The sequence below is a fragment of the Providencia sp. PROV076 genome (assembly GCF_028483405.1).
GTDB classification, from domain to species: domain Bacteria; phylum Pseudomonadota; class Gammaproteobacteria; order Enterobacterales; family Enterobacteriaceae; genus Providencia; species Providencia huaxiensis.
Window position 1 is genome coordinate 33,530 of sequence record NZ_JAMPRR010000031.1, and the last position, 19,280, is coordinate 52,809.

Here is a 19,280-nt window from a genome sequence, read left to right on the forward strand (position 1 = left end):
GGAAATTAGAATGAGTAAGATCAAATTAAAAATTAATAAAAATGTCGCTCTGGCTATCACCGCTATTGCTGTTTTGATGGGAGGGTTATTAATTAATAAGTTCGCGATTAAAAAAACCGCTCAAAATACCAATGATGCCTATATCCGTGCAGATATTTCACGTATTTCACCACAAATTTCAGGCGTAGTGACCGAAGTCCTTGTACAAGATAACCAATGGGTTAAAGAAGGTGAATTATTAGCCGTCATTGACCCTAGAGAATTCACGGTTGCACTTTCTCAAGCGGCTGCACAAGAGCAATCCGCTCGCGCACGTCAAGATGATGCAAAAGCCAATTTAACACGTCAGCAAGCCTTGATCGCTGCAGCAGAAGCCCAACTACAATCGGCAAAAGCTGAACTGCAATTTGCGCACCAAGAAAAAATTCGCTACCACAAAATGGCAAATACCGGTGCTGGCTCACAACAAGCTGCACAACAAGCAACCACACGTGTACAAACAATGACAGCAAGTGTTGCACAAGCCGAAGCATCATTAAAAGCAGCCAAAAATATGTTGCAAGTATTAGAAGCAAAACAGGCCGATAGCAATGCTGAATTGACATTAGCACAAGCTAAAAAAGAGATGGCCGAGCTTAATCTCTCCTACACCCGTATTACTGCGCCCATTGGAGGCATAATTGGTAAAAAAAGTTTGCGTGTCGGTGAGTTTGTCAAGCCTGGTGATGCCTTAATGGCCATAGTTCCCCAAAACAAGCTCTACATCATCGCGAATTATCAAGAAACTCAATTGGAAAATATTACTCACGGCCAAGTTGTTGATATCAGTATAGACACCTTCCCAGGGAAAATATTGAAAGGCTATGTCGACAGTATTGCGCCAGCGTCTGGTGTAAGTTTCTCCCCCGTTGCCCCAGAAAATGCGACAGGTAATTTTACTAAAATTGTACAGCGTATACCTGTAAAAATTATTTTTGATAGCAACGCCGACCACGCTGCGATGATGGATGCATTACGTGTGGGCATGTCCGCAGATGTCACCATTAATACACTGGATGGGAGCCGCTGATGAACAAAACTGGGCTACCACACAGAACTCAGCAACTTTGCCCACCGAATGGTGGGTTGTTTTAAATTTATCAATGAACGGATGGCCCCAAAACCTCGCTGCTTGCCAAAGGGGATTGGAAGAAAGGGGAATCTAACTTTAAGAGCGCTATTTAGGTCGCTTATTAGGAAATAATCATGATTAATAATGTATTGTTAGCGGTCGACAGCTTTGAAAATAGCAGTAATGCCCTTAGCTTTATGCAACGCATGGCTGGCTGCGTCAGCAATGTCATTGTATTAACTGTTGTTGATAATACCTTTGCACTAAGCCGTACTGGATTAACTAAAGAGAGTGATGAGTGGGATGAATACCCTGCCGCGCAAAAAGAAGAAGCTTTGGCACAAAAACAGTTAAAAGAAGTCACAACCGCCTTAAACAACATGGGGTTTAAAGCCGAAGGGCTACTCGCGGCGGGTACACCTATCAATACCATCCCCAAGAAAATGGAAAAGTATAATTGTGAGTTATTAATCATTTCTCATCGTCATCTTTCTTCACTTGGGCGCTGGCTTAATACCTCGGTGACTCGTAGTTTACTCGACGATATCACCCAACCCGTTCTCGTCATTCCACTGTAGATATTTCTGGTAAATGATATCCAGCTATTACCCAGTGGTTAACCGCAGTTAGCCACTAAAATCAAAATAATATACAGCCCATCAACACAGATTTGTGACACGCCTTTCGTTAGTGTATCGCTTTGATTTATCACCACTAGGCTATTTTCGATCAAACTTCCGACAGTTCGCACAGATAACAGGCAAACAAACATTTTTTTCGCTATTCTCCTTTGACAATACAGTAAGAGAAAGCTAATATCCTCTGCGTACCAAGGAGTTCCTCCATAGTTCAGTCGGTAGAACGGCGGACTGTTAATCCGTATGTCGCTGGTTCGAGTCCAGCTGGAGGAGCCAAAATTTAGAGAAACCTGCTTAAGGAAACTTAAGCAGGTTTTTTGCTATTAAACGATTTGAATAATTAACCTATTTACGTCTTTTGCGCGATCTGCCTCTGAAATACGCTATAATCGCGATTTCTCATAGCTATTTTTTCACTTTACCTTTATCATTCTATTCCGGCTTGAGCACTCGCTCATCATTCACTCTTCCCTTATGGAGCCGGTTTAATGACAACTGTAACTACCCTAACGATCCGCCGCCCTGATGATTGGCATGTTCATTTTCGCGATGATGATATGTTAAAAACGGTCGTTCCCTATACCAGTGAATTTTTTGGCCGTGCAATTGTCATGCCGAATTTAGTTCCGCCAATCACAACGATTGAAGCCGCAAAGGCTTACCGTGAGCGCATTCTAAACGCAGTTCCCGAAGGGCATCAATTTACCCCTTTAATGACTTGCTACCTTACTGATAGCACAGATCCTACTGAAGTCATTCGTGGGTTTAACGAAGGGGTATTTACGGCCTGTAAACTCTACCCGGCTAATGCAACAACTAACTCTAGCCATGGCGTATCTGATATTAAAAAGATTTACCCCGTATTAGCAGCAATGGAAGAAGCAGGAATGCCACTGCTTATCCATGGTGAAGTCACAGCAAGCCATATCGATATTTTTGACCGAGAAGCACTGTTTATTGAACAAGTTATGTTGCCACTACGGGCACAGTTTCCAAAACTGAAAATTGTTTTTGAGCACATAACCACCAAAGAAGCGGCTCAGTATGTCCAAGAAGCAAATGAATTTACAGCTGCAACTTTGACACCTCAACATTTAATGTTTAATCGTAACCACATGTTAGTTGGTGGTGTAAGACCGCATTTATTTTGCTTGCCTATTTTGAAACGAAATGTGCACCAAGAAGCACTACGTGCAGCCGTTGCTTCAGGGTGTGAGCGTTTCTTCCTTGGTACCGATACCGCACCACACATACAGTCACGTAAAGAGTCTTCCTGCGGTTGCGCTGGGGTCTTTAACGCTCCTACTGCATTAGCGGCTTACGCAAGTGTTTTTGAAGAACTCGGGGCTTTAGCACATTTCGAAGCTTTTTGTTCATTAAATGGCCCTAAATTCTATAACTTACCCGTGAATGAAGGAACCATCACGCTAACTAAAGAGCAAAATATCATTTGTGAATCGATTGACTGCTGCAATGATAAATTAGTTCCTTTCTTAGCAGGAGAAGACGCTCGCTGGACAATTTCTCTGGGCCAGTAGTGAACACGTCAATGGGAAGTTAAAATGACTTCCCATATCATTATTAGCTAAGTAGGATAAAAACATAATTTACCGACTTAGCATGGCCAATTAAAGATCAATAAATTGATTTTCCTTGTGTATTTTCACAATTGATGACACTTGCCGACGAACATAATGATTCACTTTATGCATTTTCTGTCATATAAACAAAAAAAATGTTTTATTTGCTTTATTATTGGTGAAATCTCCTTATACTGGAAGTGGACTCATCACGAGATCATTGCTCTTAGTCAGTTATAGATATTTATTATTTATCACGATGTTTGATTAGGAGGTTTATATGAATAAAAAAAATGATGTCATTCAAACCCACCCAGTAGTTGGCTGGGACATCAGCACAGTCGATGATTACGACGCTATGATGTTGCGTTTGCACTACCTCCCTGAACAAGATAAACACACAGGTGACGCTATTGTGGATAAAACCATGTGGCTAACGACTGATGTGGCTAAACAACTCATTCATATTCTCCAAGCTGGCGTAGACAAGATAGAGTCAGGTGAATATGTCGAGCTTGGTTTTAAAACACACTAGGGAAATAAATGGATATTAGTGTCACTAATATCCATTTATTTATATATTCATCCATATGGGTAATTATATATCCTTATATAATTACCTTATCAATTAATTAATAATTTGCAATTGTAAATAAGAACACTATTTATTGTTTTTATTAATCCTTGGTTGACTTCTCTATCAATTCCAATTTATTGTAAGATATCTTCTTGAACAAGGATGTTCCAATGCGAATATTAGTTATTGATGAATGTTATTATACACGTCTTGGCATTACAGAATATTTATCCAAAAATAAAAAACTCGAATTTATTAGTACAGGATGTATAAAAGAAGCCATTGGCTTTATAAACACAGAACTACCAAGTATTATATTAGTGAATCTTACATACTATTGTAATTACTCTAATTACTGCCCTATCCTACAGCAGTTATTAAACAATGCTAATAATACACGTTTTTATATTTATATAAATGCCCCTTACCCACAAACAAACAACCCATTACTATTAAAAGATAATTATTTCATCCTATCAAAAAGCATTATTATTCAAACGCTTGATAGAGTTATTCAAGACCATGAGCAAATCGAAAAAATTACCAAACTTGCTAATAATATAGATTCATCCATTTTTACAATTAAAGAACAAAACATTATTAATAATTGGATGAATGAGACGCCTAATCATATTATTTCTCGAAAGTTAGGGATCAGTAACAGTACTGTTTATTCACAAAAAAGGCATATAGCCTCGAAAGTTTTCGTCAAAAATAGAATTGAGTTATTTTTTATATATAATGTATTTAAATATTTATATTAAAAATGTTTTAATTTAAATTGACTGAAACAAAACTAAAAGGCCTGACTCCGTTTAAATAGCGAAATCAGGCCTTGCAAACCGGTCAACAAAAGTGTCCATCGTTATAAAGTCACTCTAACTGCTGACGGGCCATAAATTTTAGTTCTATGATTTTATATCTTTATTTTCAATAGCGATAACTCGAGGTTTTTCTTCATCCGGGATTTCATATTCAATATCCAGAGTTAGTAAACCACTAGATAACTCAGCACTTTCTATCTTCACATTTTTACCGAGGTTAAACTCAAGGGAAAACTTACTTTGCGTTATTCCTTGATGGATCCATTTCTCAGAATCATTAACTAATTCTGCTGATTGCTCACCTTGAATATACAATTTCCCACCTTTTAGGGATACGCTTAAGTCCTCTTCCTTATAACCTGGAACACTAACCGTTAATTGATAGCTTGTTTCATTTACTTGTTTTAAATTATACGGATGCTCTGAAGTTAAAGGCCTATTACCTGTTAGCTGGCTAAACAAACGATCCATTTGGTCAAATCTGTTAGAAAGTAGGCTATCGGATAATGTTGGGAATAATGAAAAAGATCTAATGTTAGACATAATTTCTCCTTCAATATTTTTATATCAATCTAACACGTACGACTATGCACCATTACCTGTGTACCTAGTATGGAATAATGCTCTTTCTTGGTGCAATTCTTATATAGTGCCAGTTACGCGTATTTCAAGCCTTAAATTACACTTCTTTACAAAATGGCGTTACCAGCTGTAAACCATTAACAAAAACCCCATGAATTTCATACAAAATGCATGGGGTATAAGCAACGTGATGACATCGAATGAAATAAATTTTTTATTTCAATTAATTTTATCTTGCTCTAATCAGCCCTAATTATAGGGCTATCTTATTATCGAGAATATCAATAACTAGTTATCTTTATTTAATAACCCATCAGATAAACGGTGACGTGACTTATTAAAGATTTTATTACTGACTTCACGACCTGCACGGCGTGCCCGTTGTTCTTGCTCTGGAAGTTTCATTTCTTCTGTGCAAGATGAACTGCAACAACCTTCATACTTTTCTGCGCAGCTAGGGCATTGAATGAACAACAAATGGCAACCATCGTTACGGCAATTGGTATGCGCATCACAAGGAGCCCCACATTGGTGGCATTGTGCTAATGTGTCCTCTGTAATACGCTCACCCATACGGTTGTCAAAAACAAAGTTTTTCCCTTTGAACCGTAAAGGTAGGCCTTGTTCTTTCGCCTTACGTGCGTATTCAATAATCCCACCTTCAACATGGTAGACATTTTTGAAGCCGTTATGCAGCATATAGGCACTGGCTTTTTCACAACGGATCCCACCAGTACAATACATTACAACGTTTTTGTCTTTTTGCTCTTGCAGCATTTCAACCGCCATTGGCAGTTGCTCCCTAAACGTATCTGACGGTATTTCAATTGCATTATCAAAACGCCCTACTTCATACTCATAATGATTTCGCATATCGACGAAAACAGTATTTGGGTCATCAATCATCTCATTCACTTCATGAGCTTTTAGATATTGCCCCGTATTTGCTGGGTTAAATGTTTCGTCATCAATACCGTCAGCTACCACTCGCTCACGGACCTTCATGCGCAGCACCCAGAACGATTTACCGTCATCATCAATCGCAATATTTAAACGTAGGTTTTCTAATGCAGGGTCTGTTGCATAGATAAGTTCGCGTAATGCGTTCACATTGGATTCAGGCACACTAATTTGGGCGTTAATACCTTCTTTGGCAATATAAACACGCCCAAAAACGCTTAATGATTTAAATTGTTGATACCATTGATTGCGAAATTCGTTTGGGTCTTGAATAGTGAAATACTTATAAAAAGAGATTGTGGTACGAGGCTCAGTTTCAGCCAACATACGCTCTTTTAAAATTTTATTTGAAACTTGATTATGTAACACTGGCATGGTGTTCTCTTTTCCTTTGTAACGAGTTAATTTCTAAAGCAAAAATCGGATGGTGTCCACGAAGTGTCCACACTTGACCATTATTAAATATTATCGCTGTTATTTTGTTAATAAAAAACCCTTTATTTGCAGGGTTATTGTGATGAAAGTATTAACTAATCGTTTAGATACTATTTTCAATCATCAGCGGATATTTTTCTTTTTAGTTTGCGCTTCGTTATGTTATAACATTTTTTTGATAAAACAATTTAGCTGACTGAATGATGCGATTTTTTCCTTTCTATTTTTTATTTCTGTTTATGGTTGCTCCACACGCAGCGGCACACCCTCATAGTTTTATTGAGATGCAAATTTCCCTTGAAAGTAAACAAGATAAATATTCAGGGATTAGCTATGTTTGGAAAATGGACCCAATGACATCAGCGGATATCGCATATGAATTAAAAGGTATCAAACCGGATGACCCGCGTTGGAAACAGCAAGAAGCTATTATTATGGCGAATGTGTTGATGCAGGATTATTTCACTGACTTTTATTATCAAGGAAAGAAAGTCAGCTTTAAACGTATTCCTGATAGCTATCATTTAGAAAAAGATGGCTTTTCTTTAGTTTTTTTCTTTACCGCTTCCTTTATGCAGCCCTTGCCTATTACTGGTTCCCACATAGAAATTCAAACTTACGACCCAACTTTCTACGTCAGCATGACTTACCCAAATAAACAGCAAATTCACCTGCCTTTGGATATTGCCGCAAATTGCCAGATGGAACTACAAGAAGCAAATGTCACCGACTCAATGCGTGCCTACGCTTTTTCCTTAGATAAAAGTGATAACCCAGAAGAAGATTTGGCACTTGGCAAACAGTTTGCACAACGGGTTGATATTCAATGTCCATAATGCCTTTACGCACACCAAAATTAATAATCACTGCGCTGTTTATGGGGCTTGCTACCTATGCCGCTTGGCAGCTATTTACCCACTGGGGGTCATGGCTACAACTTAGCTTTGCTTGGCAAAAACAGTTAAACCAAGGGCTATCTTACCTATTACAAGAAACCACTTCTCGCCCATGGTATGCAGGCGGGTTACTGGTGGTTGCTAGTTTTGCTTATGGCTTTTTGCATGCCCTTGGCCCGGGACATGGAAAATTAATTATCACCACTTATATTGCAACTCAAGCAACTCATTTAAAGCAGAGTGTTATCATTAGTTTACTAGCCTCACTCTTACAAGGGCTTGTTGCGATCACTTTAGTTTCCTTAGTCTTGATCCTATTCAAACTCTCTACTAAACATCTCAACCAAGCCAGTTTATATGCCGAGCAAACCAGTTATCTATTTGTCATTTTGCTAGGTAGTTATTTATGCATCAGCGCACTGCGTCGTAGCTGGTCAATCCGCAAATCAAAACACTTGGCGCCACTCACGATAAAAAGCATTCAACCATTGAATTCTTCAACGAAAACAATAAGTAAAACAAAAGTCCATAGCCACTCAGACAACTGTGGCTGTGGACACCAACACGTTATCCAATCCCATCAATTGCAATCCAGTTTTAAAAGTAAGCTATTGATTATCTTATCGATGGGTATTCGCCCTTGTTCCGGGGCAATTCTTGTATTGCTGTTTTCTTATGTCATTGAGGTATATGCGTGGGGGGTTATCGCAGCCTTAGCAATGGCTATGGGGACTGCATTAACTATTTGTTTAATCGCTATTTTTGTTCATTTAATGCGTGATAATGCCGTTCGGGTATCACGCTTAAAAGGAAAGTCACTTTCCCCATATTGGGCAATCACACTGAAAATTTTGGCAGGTCTTTTATTTATTTTGATGGGCGTTTTGATGTTACAGAGTATTGGCTTAGAACAATCGGTTTCCCCGCTGTTGCGATAAACCATTAAAAAAGGGAGGGCTCCCCCTCCCTGGCATTTGCCGAAGTCACGGTGCAGTAACACCGTTTTATGCGCAATGTCAACTGCTTACTACTTATTACAACTTCCAACTATTACAACTTCCAATTTTATTGCCAACTACCAGATGGCTAATGATAAAGCTATGCAGGTCCTCATCACTAACCATCCTTACTACTTCATTTAACCAATTAACTCAATGCGAGCAGGTAAGCCTTGGCGAACTGATGCCCCCGAGACCCAATCTAACCACGTGTTGGCGACTTCACGCGTTGGGTCAGCGAACCCAAGGTCATTTAAGTTAATTCCTGAGCCATTTGCCGCATTCATTGGCATTGGTTGGCCATCAAGATAATGCTGCTTCGCCCCCATTTCTGTGTGTCCATAGCCATGTTCAATTGCAAGCACACCAGGCATTACGCCATCAAGAACACTCACTTGGGCTTCAGCATGGCCACCCGGAGTGGTGATGCGGATCCAATCTCCATGTGTTACCCCCATTCTCGCAGCGTCATCCGGGTGGATAGCGACAAGGTTCGTCGGTTTCACATGGCGTAAACGTTCAATAACAGTCGTTGAACTGCTCATGACATGGGATTTAAATGACATCAGTTTCAACGGCCACTCTTTTTCTGGGAATACCGTATTCACATCATCGCCATTTGCCATACGTGGTGGATAATAGGTCGGGCAACCACTATAGCGCTCACCGGTTATAGCATGGCGGTTAATTGCCACCGTTGGGTTCCAAATTTGTAGGCCTTTTTTCCACTGAGGGCCTGTTGCATCGCCATCCCATGCTTTTTCATAAGGTGCAAAACGGCCACCGCGTGTGAAAATATAGGCAACACGACGCACTTCTTCCGGTTTTAAAGTCCGCGTAATAGCCGGTAAAATGCGCTCCACGCCACTGATTTGGATATCTTCTGTTGCGGCTTCAGGGACTGGTTTTTCCCCTAACCACGCCATATTGGCAGCCACTCTTAAGTAATAGTCTTCCGCTGTATTGAGTGAATGCATGTTGCCATCCATGTCCTCAATCACGTTATCGCCAAAGCCTGGTAAATTAAGTTCTTTCGCTACTGCGATACAGAAACTTTCCATCGAAACCGGCTGGCCATCCACGGTTTTAGCTGTACGTGACTCAACAATTGGCCAACGTGCCGTACTGGCTTTGACCTGTACACCAGACCAGGGTGCGCTGAACCCCCAACTTTCGAAATTATGGGTATCCGGCACAATATAATCTGCTAATGCCGTGGTTTCATTCATAAAGGCATCAATACCAATAATCAGCGGTAAATGTTTTGGGTCTTTCAGTTTTTCTTCCATCACCTGACGAATACCTGCGATACCGTATACAGGGTTAGTCATATTGGTGATCCACGCTTTCAGTGCGTAGGGGTACCCCATCAAGGCAGATGCTAGTTGCTCAGTCAGTTGGCCTTTCGCAAACGGGTACCAAGGCGCTTTTGCAGGATATGGGCTTTCACCTGCCGCTTGGCGCGCTTTGAATTCATCTGACTTTTCATACACTTCATTACTGCGCGATAACACCACACCTTTAGGTTTCACTTTACCTTTATAGCTGGCAATTTTATAACGTGGTCCATCGTTTTCCCCGTTGAATTTACCGCCACCAACAGAGACACCGCCTTTTAAGTTTAAGTTACCAATCAATGCGTTAAGCATGATAACTGACCATGCAGTGTAGAAACCATTACCGCCCATCATACCGCCATGGGAGATAACCGCGGCTTTTCTATCATAAGAAGTTAATGCTTTACCGAGTGATTCAATGGTTTTTACTGGAACATGGCAACGCTGGCTGTACTCTTCCAACGTCATACGGTTTGCCGCTTCTTTTAAACACTGGAAGCTGGATTTAACGGTCACTTCACTGCCATCGTGCAAGGTCACTTGGCGTGTCACAAACAGCTCAGCCGTAGGGGCTTCATCCGCCAGTTTTAACTCACCCGCAGCATCTTGCACTAAATAGGCTTTCTCATTGTCACCTTCTCCTGTGATATAAGAAGAAATTAACAATTTGCCTGCTAATGGGTGGTTATCATCCGTAATCACTAAATGGGTTGAGTTAGTCCAGCTTTTCTCCCCCGCTGCTTCCATGGATTTTTCACTTGGCACGCTGAGGTATTTTGCATTATAACGCTCATTTTCGATGATCCAACGGATCATCCCCATCACTAATGCAGCATCAGTGCCCGGTTGCACCGGCACCCAGTGACCGTGGTCATTCGCTAAAGTCGTCGTTAATGGTAATGCAGGTGAAACCACCACATAGTTAAATGAATCGCGCAAACGCGCTGTCGCTAACTGGCGGCCTTGGCGCTTAAATGGGTTACCTGATTGCGCAGGCGATGTGCCGAGGAACAAAGCGAAGCGGACATTATCCCAATCAGGTTTAACGTGGGCATTTTTGTCCAAATCATCCATCAGTGCACCGGAGCCAGCACGGTAAGCCAGTCCACAATAAGAACCGTGTGCACCGAAGTTTTTACTACCAAAGGCATTTTGAGCAAAGCGACGGATAAAGCCATCACGGCCGTCATCACCTGCGTTGGTCACTAATAATTGGTTAGCTTTTGGCCCCAATTTAGGTTGAGATGGGTCTAAAGGCGTTTCTAAATCACGAATTGCCCGTAAGCCATCCACGTGCCCCTCACCAAATAGATCGCCCCCTTCAACCACTTCTTTAATTAATTGTTCAAAGCTGATGCGCTCCCATTTGCCTTCTCCACGTTTACCAACACGTTTCATCGGCTCTAGAATACGCAATGGGCTTGTTAAGCCTTCCATTAACGTCGCACCGCGAGCACAGGCAGTAGAACGGTGCTCGAGGCCTGACTCACCGCTCATTTTGTTAAATGCGGTTTTCAGCGGCATACCATAAGGAAAGTGCTCTTCATGGGAAAGTGGGTGATAAGGGTTCCCCGCGATACGCAATACTTCATTTTTTGCTGTATCGACGCGAGCACGAATACCACACTGAGTCCAACAACCAAAACACTGTGTCATCGCAACCACTTGTTCTGGATTTTCTTGCCAGCCTTTCAGCGCCTGTCCTTCAGGGCGTAAAGAGTTACCATTGATGCGATCAAGAGTGACTTTACCTGACGTACCATTAACCAGGCCATCGACTGCACGTTTGGCAACATCACGGTAGCTTGCACCAAATAATGCGATACCACCGACAACCAAACCACCTTTAAGCCATTGACGTCTTGAGAATTTAGCCATGTTGCACTCTCCTCGCAAACCAGCGAACACCTTCACGAACAATAATTGTTAACGCAATCCATAAACCGAATGTACCGACGATAGCCAGTAACCCATCTGTTCCCAATGGGAAATGGTATGGATTGGCGATAATGTTATATTTTGGAACCGCTTGAACTTCCATCAGGAAAATCCAACGTAACGTCCAAGCAAAAGCCATTGAAACTAAGGCTAAAATAGTGATAAATGGGATGGAGCGAGTCGCTTTTAAATTACTGACAGACATCGCAAAAGTGATTACCCACAATGCACAAACTCCCATCAACATCCACCAGCCAGGGCTTGCTGTATCTAACTGTTGGCGCACGGCAATACCTGAAGTCGTATCACCTGAGAGCCATAGCGCAAAACACACGGCGAACAGCAATAATGTCACCACTTGGAAGCGGGCTAAGCGATTTTGATATTGAGGTTCACGGCGTGCCCCTAAACCAATCAAAGCAGGTAAGACTTGTAGAGCACTCAGGAACATCAATACTGGTATCCACCAGCTATACCAAATTGGACGTGCATTTAACACTGAGGCTTCACGGCCGGTATATAACAATAAGCCGATCGCTGAAAGCGCAGCCAGCAAGGCTACCCAACGCGTTGCTTTAAACTCTTTTTTCCAAATCAGTTTCACCACTAACGCGACAAAATATAAACCAATAAATGTGGTGAATAATGGTAGTAACACAGAGCCCCACCACATCCAAGACCACATTGTTGGATGTGCGTAGAAATGCCATACCCTTGCGGTTTGGTGTAAATCTGCGGTTAATGCTAACGGGGCAGTGATCCCCATTGTGATAGCAATAAATACAGAGATCATCTCTAAGCGGCTGTTCTCAGGTTTGTTTCTCCAATGAAGGTAACAAGCGTACAGTACCGCACAAGACGCAATTCCAATGAAGAAGAAATATTGTACCGCCCAAGGAAGCCAGAAGAATTCTTGTGGCTGAGCCATAATTTCTGAAATATAAGTCACTTGGCCATTCATCAGAACACCTCCTGCCATAATGCGGGCTGCCCTTTGCCTTGCAGCGGCTGTACGAATGCATCATCTAAACCAATATAGAAAACTTGTGGTAAGGTGCCACTTTCCGGTTTGAGTACTTTAATTTCAGCCTCGTGCTCCGTCAGCATTTTACGAATTGTACTGTTAGGGTCTTTTAAATCCCCAATAATACGTGCACCACCCACACAGGATTCAACACAAGCTGGCAATAAGCCCACTTCTAAGCGATGAGCGCAGAATGTGCATTTATCCGCAGTTTGGGTAGAGTGGTTGATAAAACGCGCATCGTATGGACAGGCTTGCACACAGTAAGCACAGCCAACACAGCGTTCGTTATCAACGACAACAATGCCGTCTTCCCGTTGGAAAGTCGCTTGAACCGGACACACAGGAACACAAGGAGGGTTATCACAGTGGTTACATAAACGAGGTAACAACACATTAGTGAACCCTTCTTCGCCTTTCACTGCGACTTGATATTGATTCACTGTCGTTCTAAATTGGCCTTGTGGCGTTTGGTTTTCAACCGAGCAGCTTACTGTGCAGGATTGGCAGCCAATACAGCGGCGCAAATCAATCAACATTCCATAACGTTTTTCTGGGTTGCCTTCTCGGCGTGTTGGGGAAAAATTGAGCCCTGCTTCTGCAATGGGAATTAATGATGCCCCCGCAGTTACGGCTCCAATTTGTTGTAGAAATTTTCGTTTACTCAGATCCATAATTGGCTCCAGTATTGACATTGCTAATGCGAAAATAAAAGTTATTAATCAATATGTTATTTGTATTACATGCGTTATTGACAATGGGTACAGTCTCGTTAAGATAACCATTGAAATTGTTATTTCTCTTTAAACCAGTTGGGTTACCTTGATAGAACTTGTAGTGCCATTGTAAGAAGAGTGGAGCCACTGCCCTATTGTGGTTTACCACATACCCGTAGCTAAATTGATCTAACGCAACGAATAACTCAAATATGTTAAAAAAATCGTCTAGGCCGTTGTATCACATACTGTTAATCATGCTACTGACGTGGTCTTTGCCGGCAATTTCGGCCCAGTGGACTATTGGGGTATTAGCCTTACGCGGCCCAAGCTCTACCCAATCTCATTGGCAGCCTTTGATTGATACACTCAATGAATCAATTCCTGGGGAGCGTTTTACATTACAACCTCTCAATTTAGATGAGATGAAAGAGGCGATTTCCAATCGTAAGATTGATTTTTTGCTGACGAACCCTGCCCAATTTATTCAGTTAGATAACCGCTATCATTTACGTTGGTTGCTCTCCCTTCGCTCAGACGTGGAGCCCAACAGCACAACGCGTAATGTTATTGGCAGCTTAATATTAGTTCGTAAAGAGAGTGATATTTCAGACGTTAAAAACCTAATAGGCAAGAAAGTCGGAGCAATTTCACCTGATGCTTTTGGTGGCTATTTGTTAGGTTACAAAGTGCTAAGGGATATGGGATACGACGCTGCCAAAGACTTTAAAATGCAATTTTTAGGCTTCCCTGCAGATGCATTATTATACGCACTGCGTGATGATTCATTATCCGCAGCTATAGTTCCTGTCTGTTTATTAGAAAACATGCATAGCGAAGGGTTGATTGATAAAACACAATTTCGCCCATTAATTCAACATCCAAGCTCTCTCTCTTGTTTAACCAGCACAGAACTGTATCCAAATTGGTCTTTTGCCGCCTTAAGTGAAGTTCCAGACAATTTGGTCGACAAAGTGACCAAAACATTATTATCAACAGATAAAGCTGCTATGCGTTGGGGAGCCCCAGCGTCGGTGACTCAAGTCGAAACCTTGCTCAGAGACGTCAACCAACACCCACAACAGCGCCAGATCTGGCAGGATATCGTCAGTTGGACGATTCAAAACCAAATCACTATCAGCCTTGTCGCATTATTTTTCGTTTTACTGGGTATTAACCATGTTTGGATTGCCTTTTTGGTCAGGCGCCGCAGCCGCCAATTAGAAGAAGCACATGACCGCTTACGAGAGCAAGAAGCTAATTTACAAAAGGCGCAGAGGTTAAATATTTTGGGGGAAATGGCTTCTGGATTTGCCCATGAATTAAACCAACCGCTGTCTGCAATCCGCCATTATGCCCAAGGGTGCATTCTACGCCTGACTAAAGAGTCTGAAAGCCATCCATTAATTAGCGCATTAACTAAAATCGACGACCAAGCTCAACGTGGAGCCGACATCATTCGTAATTTACGTCTCTGGGCGGGTAAACCGGGCCATGACCCCGCAGTCGCATTAAACCCACAATCAGTTAAACAGGCTATTAATCATATTTGGCAATTATTGCGCGCGGACCAACACTACCCCAATTCGAGGTTAATCTTACCTGAAACCCCTGACATCTCCCTGATGTTGCCAGACACATTACTTGAGCAATTGCTCTCCAATTTAATCAGTAACAGTTTACAAGCAGGCGCAACGCTACTGCGTTTTGAGTTTCATTTTTCACTGCAGCATTTTTTACTTGTTCTGCAGGATAATGCGGGGGGAATGCCTTCCGAGCAACTAGAGCAAGGTATCACGCCATTTGCCACGACTAAAAAAGAAGGCTTAGGGTTAGGTTTGGTGATCTGCCAGCGTTTGATCCAAAGCCAAGGTGGGGATATTCGTATCGAAAATAACCTGAGTGATGATGGGTTGCATGGCTTAATGGTTACACTTATTTTCAATTATCACAGTAAAATCGTGGATTAAGCATATTTTGCCACGTAATTGATAACATTCGCATTAACTATATGTGACAATGGCTTCATTACGATAATCAATGCTCGTCATATAAAGCACCTTATTTTGTCACCCTCTACACGACGAGGTATATGTATGCCAGTGATCCATCTCGTGGATGATGACCCCGATGTAACGGATGCCTGCCAATTCTTACTCGAAACATTGGGCTATAGCGTTACTGTTTGGAATGACAGTGAAAAATTTATCCAAAATGCAGCACTACACCAAGAGGGTGTGGTGTTATTGGATATGCGCATGCCAAAGTTAGATGGCCGGCAAGTTCACCAACACCTTAGAGAGCAGCAAAGCACATTGGCCGTGATATTTTTGTCTGGCCATGGCGATATCCCGATGGCTGTGGAACAAGTGAAACTCGGTGCTGTCGATTTTCTACAAAAACCCATTGATAGCCAGCTGCTTGCCAAGACATTAAAACAAGCTCAATCACAAACCACCAAAGCCACTGAAGGGTATTTAATTCAGCAGCGCTACGACACACTCACTCCTCGCGAAAAAGATATCTGTGGTTATGTGTTGCAAGGCTTAATTAACCGTGAAATTGCTGAGGCAGCCTGTGTTTCTGTACGTACCGTTGAGGTTCATCGGTCCCGAGTCATGGAAAAAATGGCGGTTCGTAACTTAGCTGAGTTAATGAGCACCATGCAGGCAATTAACGCTTTAAACGAATAATTTGATATAGTTTAATCATACCTTTTTATTAATTTATGACTAATATATTCGGATAACAATGATACTAGCTCCAAAATTTCAAAAACGGTTCCTCCACCCTCGTTACTGGCTAACTTGGCTAGGCATTGGCGTATTATATCTTCTTGTATTGTTGCCTTATCCTCTCATTTATTGGATGGGAACGCGTTTAGGGTTATTTTCTAAACGCTTTTTGAAAAAGCGGGTGAAAGTCGCAGAGCGCAATTTGCAATTATGTTTTCCAGACATGAGCGAGCAAGAGCGGCAACGCTGTGTCGACAAAAACTTTGAATCTGTCGGCATGGGCTTATTTGAAACGGGCATGGCTTGGTTTTGGCCTGATTGGCGAGTTCGTCGCTGGGTCAACGTCATTGGGGAAGAAAATGCGGTTGCTGCCCGCCAAACAGGTAGAGGCATTATCGCCCTCGGCGTTCACTTTTTGACCTTGGAAATTGGAGCGCGTGCCTTTGGCATGTTAAATCCGGGGATCGGTGTATATCGCGCCAATGATAATGACCTGCTTGATTGGCTACAAACCCGTGGGCGGTTACGCTCCAACAAATATATGTTAGATCGCAAAGATATGAAAGGCATGGTGCGCGACTTAAAAAATGGGGAAATTTTGTGGTATGCCCCAGATCATGACTACGGCCCTCGCAATAGTACATTTGCACCGTTATTTGCTGTAGAAAATGCGGCCACGACCAATGGTTCACAAATTATTTTGCGTCTTGCCTCTCCTTTAGTGGTGCCCTTTACCCCAAGGCGCTTACCTGCAGGTAAAGGCTATGAGCTCATCATTCAACCTGCCATTGATGATTTCCCAATTGAAGATAATCTGGCTACCGCAACCATGATGAACCAAATTATCGAAAAAGAGATCCTCAGAGCGCCAGAACAATATATGTGGCTACATCGCCGTTTTAAAACACGCCCTGAAGGGGAGCCTTCGTTATATGGGGATTTAGATAAAATACATCATTAATCATTAGCGTAATCAGATAAATTATGGCGTGGTTTTTCAACTGTTTTTTTATGATGATTTTCTTGCTGTTTTTCATACTGTTTTCTCTAAATATGGCGTGATTTTTCAACTGCTTTTTATGATGTTTTTCTTGCTGTTTTTTATACTGTTTTCTCTAAATATGGCGTGATTTTTCAACTGTTTTTTATGATGCTTTTCTTGCTGTTTTTTATACTGTTCTCTCTATATGGCGTGATTTTTCAACTGTTTTTTTATGATGCTTTTCTTGCTGTTTTTCATACTGTTTTCCCTAAATAGTCGGGTCTACAGCTAGGCGGCAAAATGAAGATATCCCGAGGAGCATACATAAGTATGTGACTCGGGTAGCTGAGTGAAGCCAACAACGCTGTAGAACTGAATATGACGGGAAAAGTGACTCGGGGAGCTGAATGAAGCCAATACCGCTGTAGGGCTGAATATGACGGAAAAATAAATATGACGGGAAAAACAGAGTATTGGAAACGTAACCTATACGTCGTGTGGTTTGGCTGTTTTTTAACAGGCGCCGCCTTTAGCCTGATCATGCCTTTTCTCCCGTTATATATTGAAGAACTTGGCGTCAAAGACCATGCTTCACTGAATTTATGGACTGGCGCTGTTTTTAGTATCACTTTCTTATTTTCTGCTATTGCCGCCCCTTTTTGGGGTCGGTTATCCGATCGCAAGGGACGAAAGTTAATGCTATTGCGATCTGCGCTGGGCATGGCGATTGTTATGGTGTTAATTGGCTTTGCGCAGAATATTTGGCAATTATTAGCCTTAAGAGCCATATTAGGTTTATTGGGTGGCTTTGTCCCTAATGCTAACGCGCTGATTGCAACTCAAATTCCCGTGAAAAAAAGTGGTTGGGCTATGGGCGTCCTCGCTACGGGTGCCGTAAGTGGCGCACTTATTGGCCCACTCATTGGCGGTTTTCTTGCTGACCAGTATGGCTTACGCCCCGTCTTTTTCATTACCGCAACGGTGCTGTTTATCTGCTTTTTTGTCACGCTTTTTTATGTCAGAGAACGCTTTACACCGGTTTCGCGCAAAGATGCATTAACGAGCAAACAAGTTTTTGCCTCTTTACGTAATAAAAATTTAGTAATCAGCCTCTTTTTTACCACCATGATTATTCAAGCTGCAATGGGCTCAATCAACCCTGTCATCACGCTTTATGTACGTGATTTATCTGATTCCCTTGAAAACTTGGCCTTTGTCAGTGGTGTGATAGCTTCCATTCCTGGAGTTGCGGCTTTAATCAGTGCGCCCATGTTAGGTAAACTCAGTGACCGAATAGGCCCTGAAAAAGTTTTACTCGCCGTGCTGGGCGCATCTATTTTTGTCTTATTCCCAATGGGGCTAGTGAGTAGTTATTGGGAGTTAGGTTTTCTCCGATTTATGCTTGGGGCTCTGAATGCGGCACTACTACCTGCGGTACAAACGTTAATTATCTATAATATTTCCCACCAAGTAACCGGACGTATTTTCAGCTATAACCAAGCATTGCGTGATGTTGGCAACGTGACAGGGCCATTAATGGGGTCCTTTGTCGCAGCAACTTATGGTTTCAGAGCCGTATTCTTTTTCACCGCGGCATTGGTTCTCTTCAACCTAATCTATTCGTGGTTAGTCATCCGACGACAATCTGATGGCCTACGAGCCTCCCCTACCGACCAATAAACATCTTGCTATTTTTTGTACAGAAACCTGATGATTTATAGGCTTTATTGTCTTACCTTCCTTAAAATCAAATTTTAATAAGCATAACCAATTGATTTTACATAACTTAATCGATTCAAAATTCTTTCTTTTATTGTCAACTAAAATCCTGTATCTTCCCCTAGCTTATCGTGAGAAATGAGAGTTATATCGACTTTTCACCTTAAAAACACACCTTTTACAATAAATTCATTCTGTATATAGGTGATTCTATAATAATGTATGTTA

General features: G+C 41.8%; 16 protein-coding genes and 1 tRNA gene. 12 read left to right on the forward strand and 5 right to left on the reverse strand.

Translation table 11 applies throughout. The annotated features are described in order from the left end of the window. Positions 1–10: 10 nt before the first annotated feature. The 6 genes from PSF67_RS17950 (at position 11) to PSF67_RS17975 (ending at position 4,670) form a co-directional block, all read left to right on the forward strand. Positions 11–1,069 (forward strand): HlyD family secretion protein, encoded by a 1,059-nt coding sequence (locus PSF67_RS17950; protein WP_102139560.1) that lies wholly within the window; start codon positions 11–13, stop codon positions 1,067–1,069. A 176-nt stretch (positions 1,070–1,245) separates the two neighbouring features. Next, complete coding sequence (locus tag PSF67_RS17955; protein WP_195698485.1) at positions 1,246–1,689, forward strand: universal stress protein; 444 nt, start codon at positions 1,246–1,248, stop codon at positions 1,687–1,689. A gap of 260 nt (positions 1,690–1,949) precedes the next feature. Next, positions 1,950–2,025, forward strand: a tRNA-Asn gene (locus tag PSF67_RS17960). Between the two features lie 212 nt (positions 2,026–2,237). Then, on the forward strand, positions 2,238–3,287 hold the full coding sequence (gene pyrC / locus PSF67_RS17965) for a dihydroorotase (protein WP_102139558.1): 1,050 nt from the start codon (positions 2,238–2,240) through the stop codon (positions 3,285–3,287). Positions 3,288–3,609: 322 nt separating this feature from the next. Next, complete coding sequence (gene bssS / locus PSF67_RS17970) at positions 3,610–3,864, forward strand: biofilm formation regulator BssS (RefSeq protein WP_004909784.1); 255 nt, start codon at positions 3,610–3,612, stop codon at positions 3,862–3,864. Positions 3,865–4,076: 212 nt separating this feature from the next. Then, positions 4,077–4,670 (forward strand): LuxR C-terminal-related transcriptional regulator, encoded by a 594-nt coding sequence (locus tag PSF67_RS17975; RefSeq protein WP_181489862.1) that lies wholly within the window; start codon positions 4,077–4,079, stop codon positions 4,668–4,670. Positions 4,671–4,814: 144 nt separating this feature from the next. On the opposite strand, the gene PSF67_RS17980 is transcribed toward PSF67_RS17975, so the two are convergent. Next, positions 4,815–5,273, reverse strand: coding sequence for an Hsp20 family protein (locus PSF67_RS17980; protein ID WP_166266847.1), 459 nt, complete (start codon positions 5,271–5,273; stop codon positions 4,815–4,817). 327 nt (positions 5,274–5,600) lie between these two features. Further along, on the reverse strand, positions 5,601–6,647 hold the full coding sequence (gene trhO / locus PSF67_RS17985) for an oxygen-dependent tRNA uridine(34) hydroxylase TrhO (RefSeq protein ID WP_102139556.1): 1,047 nt from the start codon (positions 6,645–6,647) through the stop codon (positions 5,601–5,603). Between the two features lie 260 nt (positions 6,648–6,907). Between trhO and PSF67_RS17990 the strand changes: the two genes are divergently transcribed. Next, positions 6,908–7,543, forward strand: coding sequence for a DUF1007 family protein (locus PSF67_RS17990; protein ID WP_166266845.1), 636 nt, complete (start codon positions 6,908–6,910; stop codon positions 7,541–7,543). Next, positions 7,534–8,541, forward strand: coding sequence for a nickel/cobalt transporter (locus tag PSF67_RS17995; protein WP_272677405.1), 1,008 nt, complete (start codon positions 7,534–7,536; stop codon positions 8,539–8,541). The genes PSF67_RS17990 and PSF67_RS17995 overlap by 10 nt, the downstream gene beginning before the upstream one ends. 200 nt (positions 8,542–8,741) lie before the next feature. Here the strand turns inward: PSF67_RS17995 and ttrA are convergent, their stop codons facing one another. The 3 genes from ttrA to ttrB are packed head-to-tail and all read right to left on the reverse strand — an operon-like array spanning position 8,742 to position 13,574. Further along, positions 8,742–11,816, reverse strand: a complete 3,075-nt coding sequence (gene ttrA / locus PSF67_RS18000) for a tetrathionate reductase subunit TtrA (RefSeq protein ID WP_272677406.1) — start codon at positions 11,814–11,816, stop codon at positions 8,742–8,744. Then, positions 11,809–12,855, reverse strand: a complete 1,047-nt coding sequence (gene ttrC, locus PSF67_RS18005) for a tetrathionate reductase subunit TtrC (RefSeq protein ID WP_414153901.1) — start codon at positions 12,853–12,855, stop codon at positions 11,809–11,811. Before ttrC ends, ttrA begins: the two co-directional genes overlap by 8 nt. Further along, complete coding sequence (ttrB, locus tag PSF67_RS18010; RefSeq protein WP_036957869.1) at positions 12,837–13,574, reverse strand: tetrathionate reductase subunit TtrB; 738 nt, start codon at positions 13,572–13,574, stop codon at positions 12,837–12,839. The genes ttrC and ttrB overlap by 19 nt, the downstream gene beginning before the upstream one ends. 254 nt (positions 13,575–13,828) lie before the next feature. Between ttrB and ttrS the strand changes: the two genes are divergently transcribed. From ttrS to mdtG, 4 genes are all read left to right on the forward strand, one after another. Beyond that, positions 13,829–15,586: a tetrathionate respiration histidine kinase TtrS gene (gene ttrS, locus PSF67_RS18015; protein ID WP_272677407.1), complete on the forward strand. Its 1,758-nt coding sequence runs from the start codon at positions 13,829–13,831 to the stop codon at positions 15,584–15,586. Positions 15,587–15,712: 126 nt separating this feature from the next. Then, positions 15,713–16,309, forward strand: coding sequence for a tetrathionate respiration response regulator TtrR (gene ttrR / locus PSF67_RS18020; protein WP_102139550.1), 597 nt, complete (start codon positions 15,713–15,715; stop codon positions 16,307–16,309). Positions 16,310–16,367: 58 nt separating this feature from the next. Continuing rightward, positions 16,368–17,312 (forward strand): Kdo(2)-lipid IV(A) acyltransferase, encoded by a 945-nt coding sequence (locus PSF67_RS18025; RefSeq protein ID WP_102139549.1) that lies wholly within the window; start codon positions 16,368–16,370, stop codon positions 17,310–17,312. A gap of 474 nt (positions 17,313–17,786) precedes the next feature. After that, positions 17,787–19,013: a multidrug efflux MFS transporter MdtG gene (gene mdtG, locus PSF67_RS18030; RefSeq protein WP_102139548.1), complete on the forward strand. Its 1,227-nt coding sequence runs from the start codon at positions 17,787–17,789 to the stop codon at positions 19,011–19,013. The last annotated feature ends 267 nt before the right edge of the window (positions 19,014–19,280 follow it).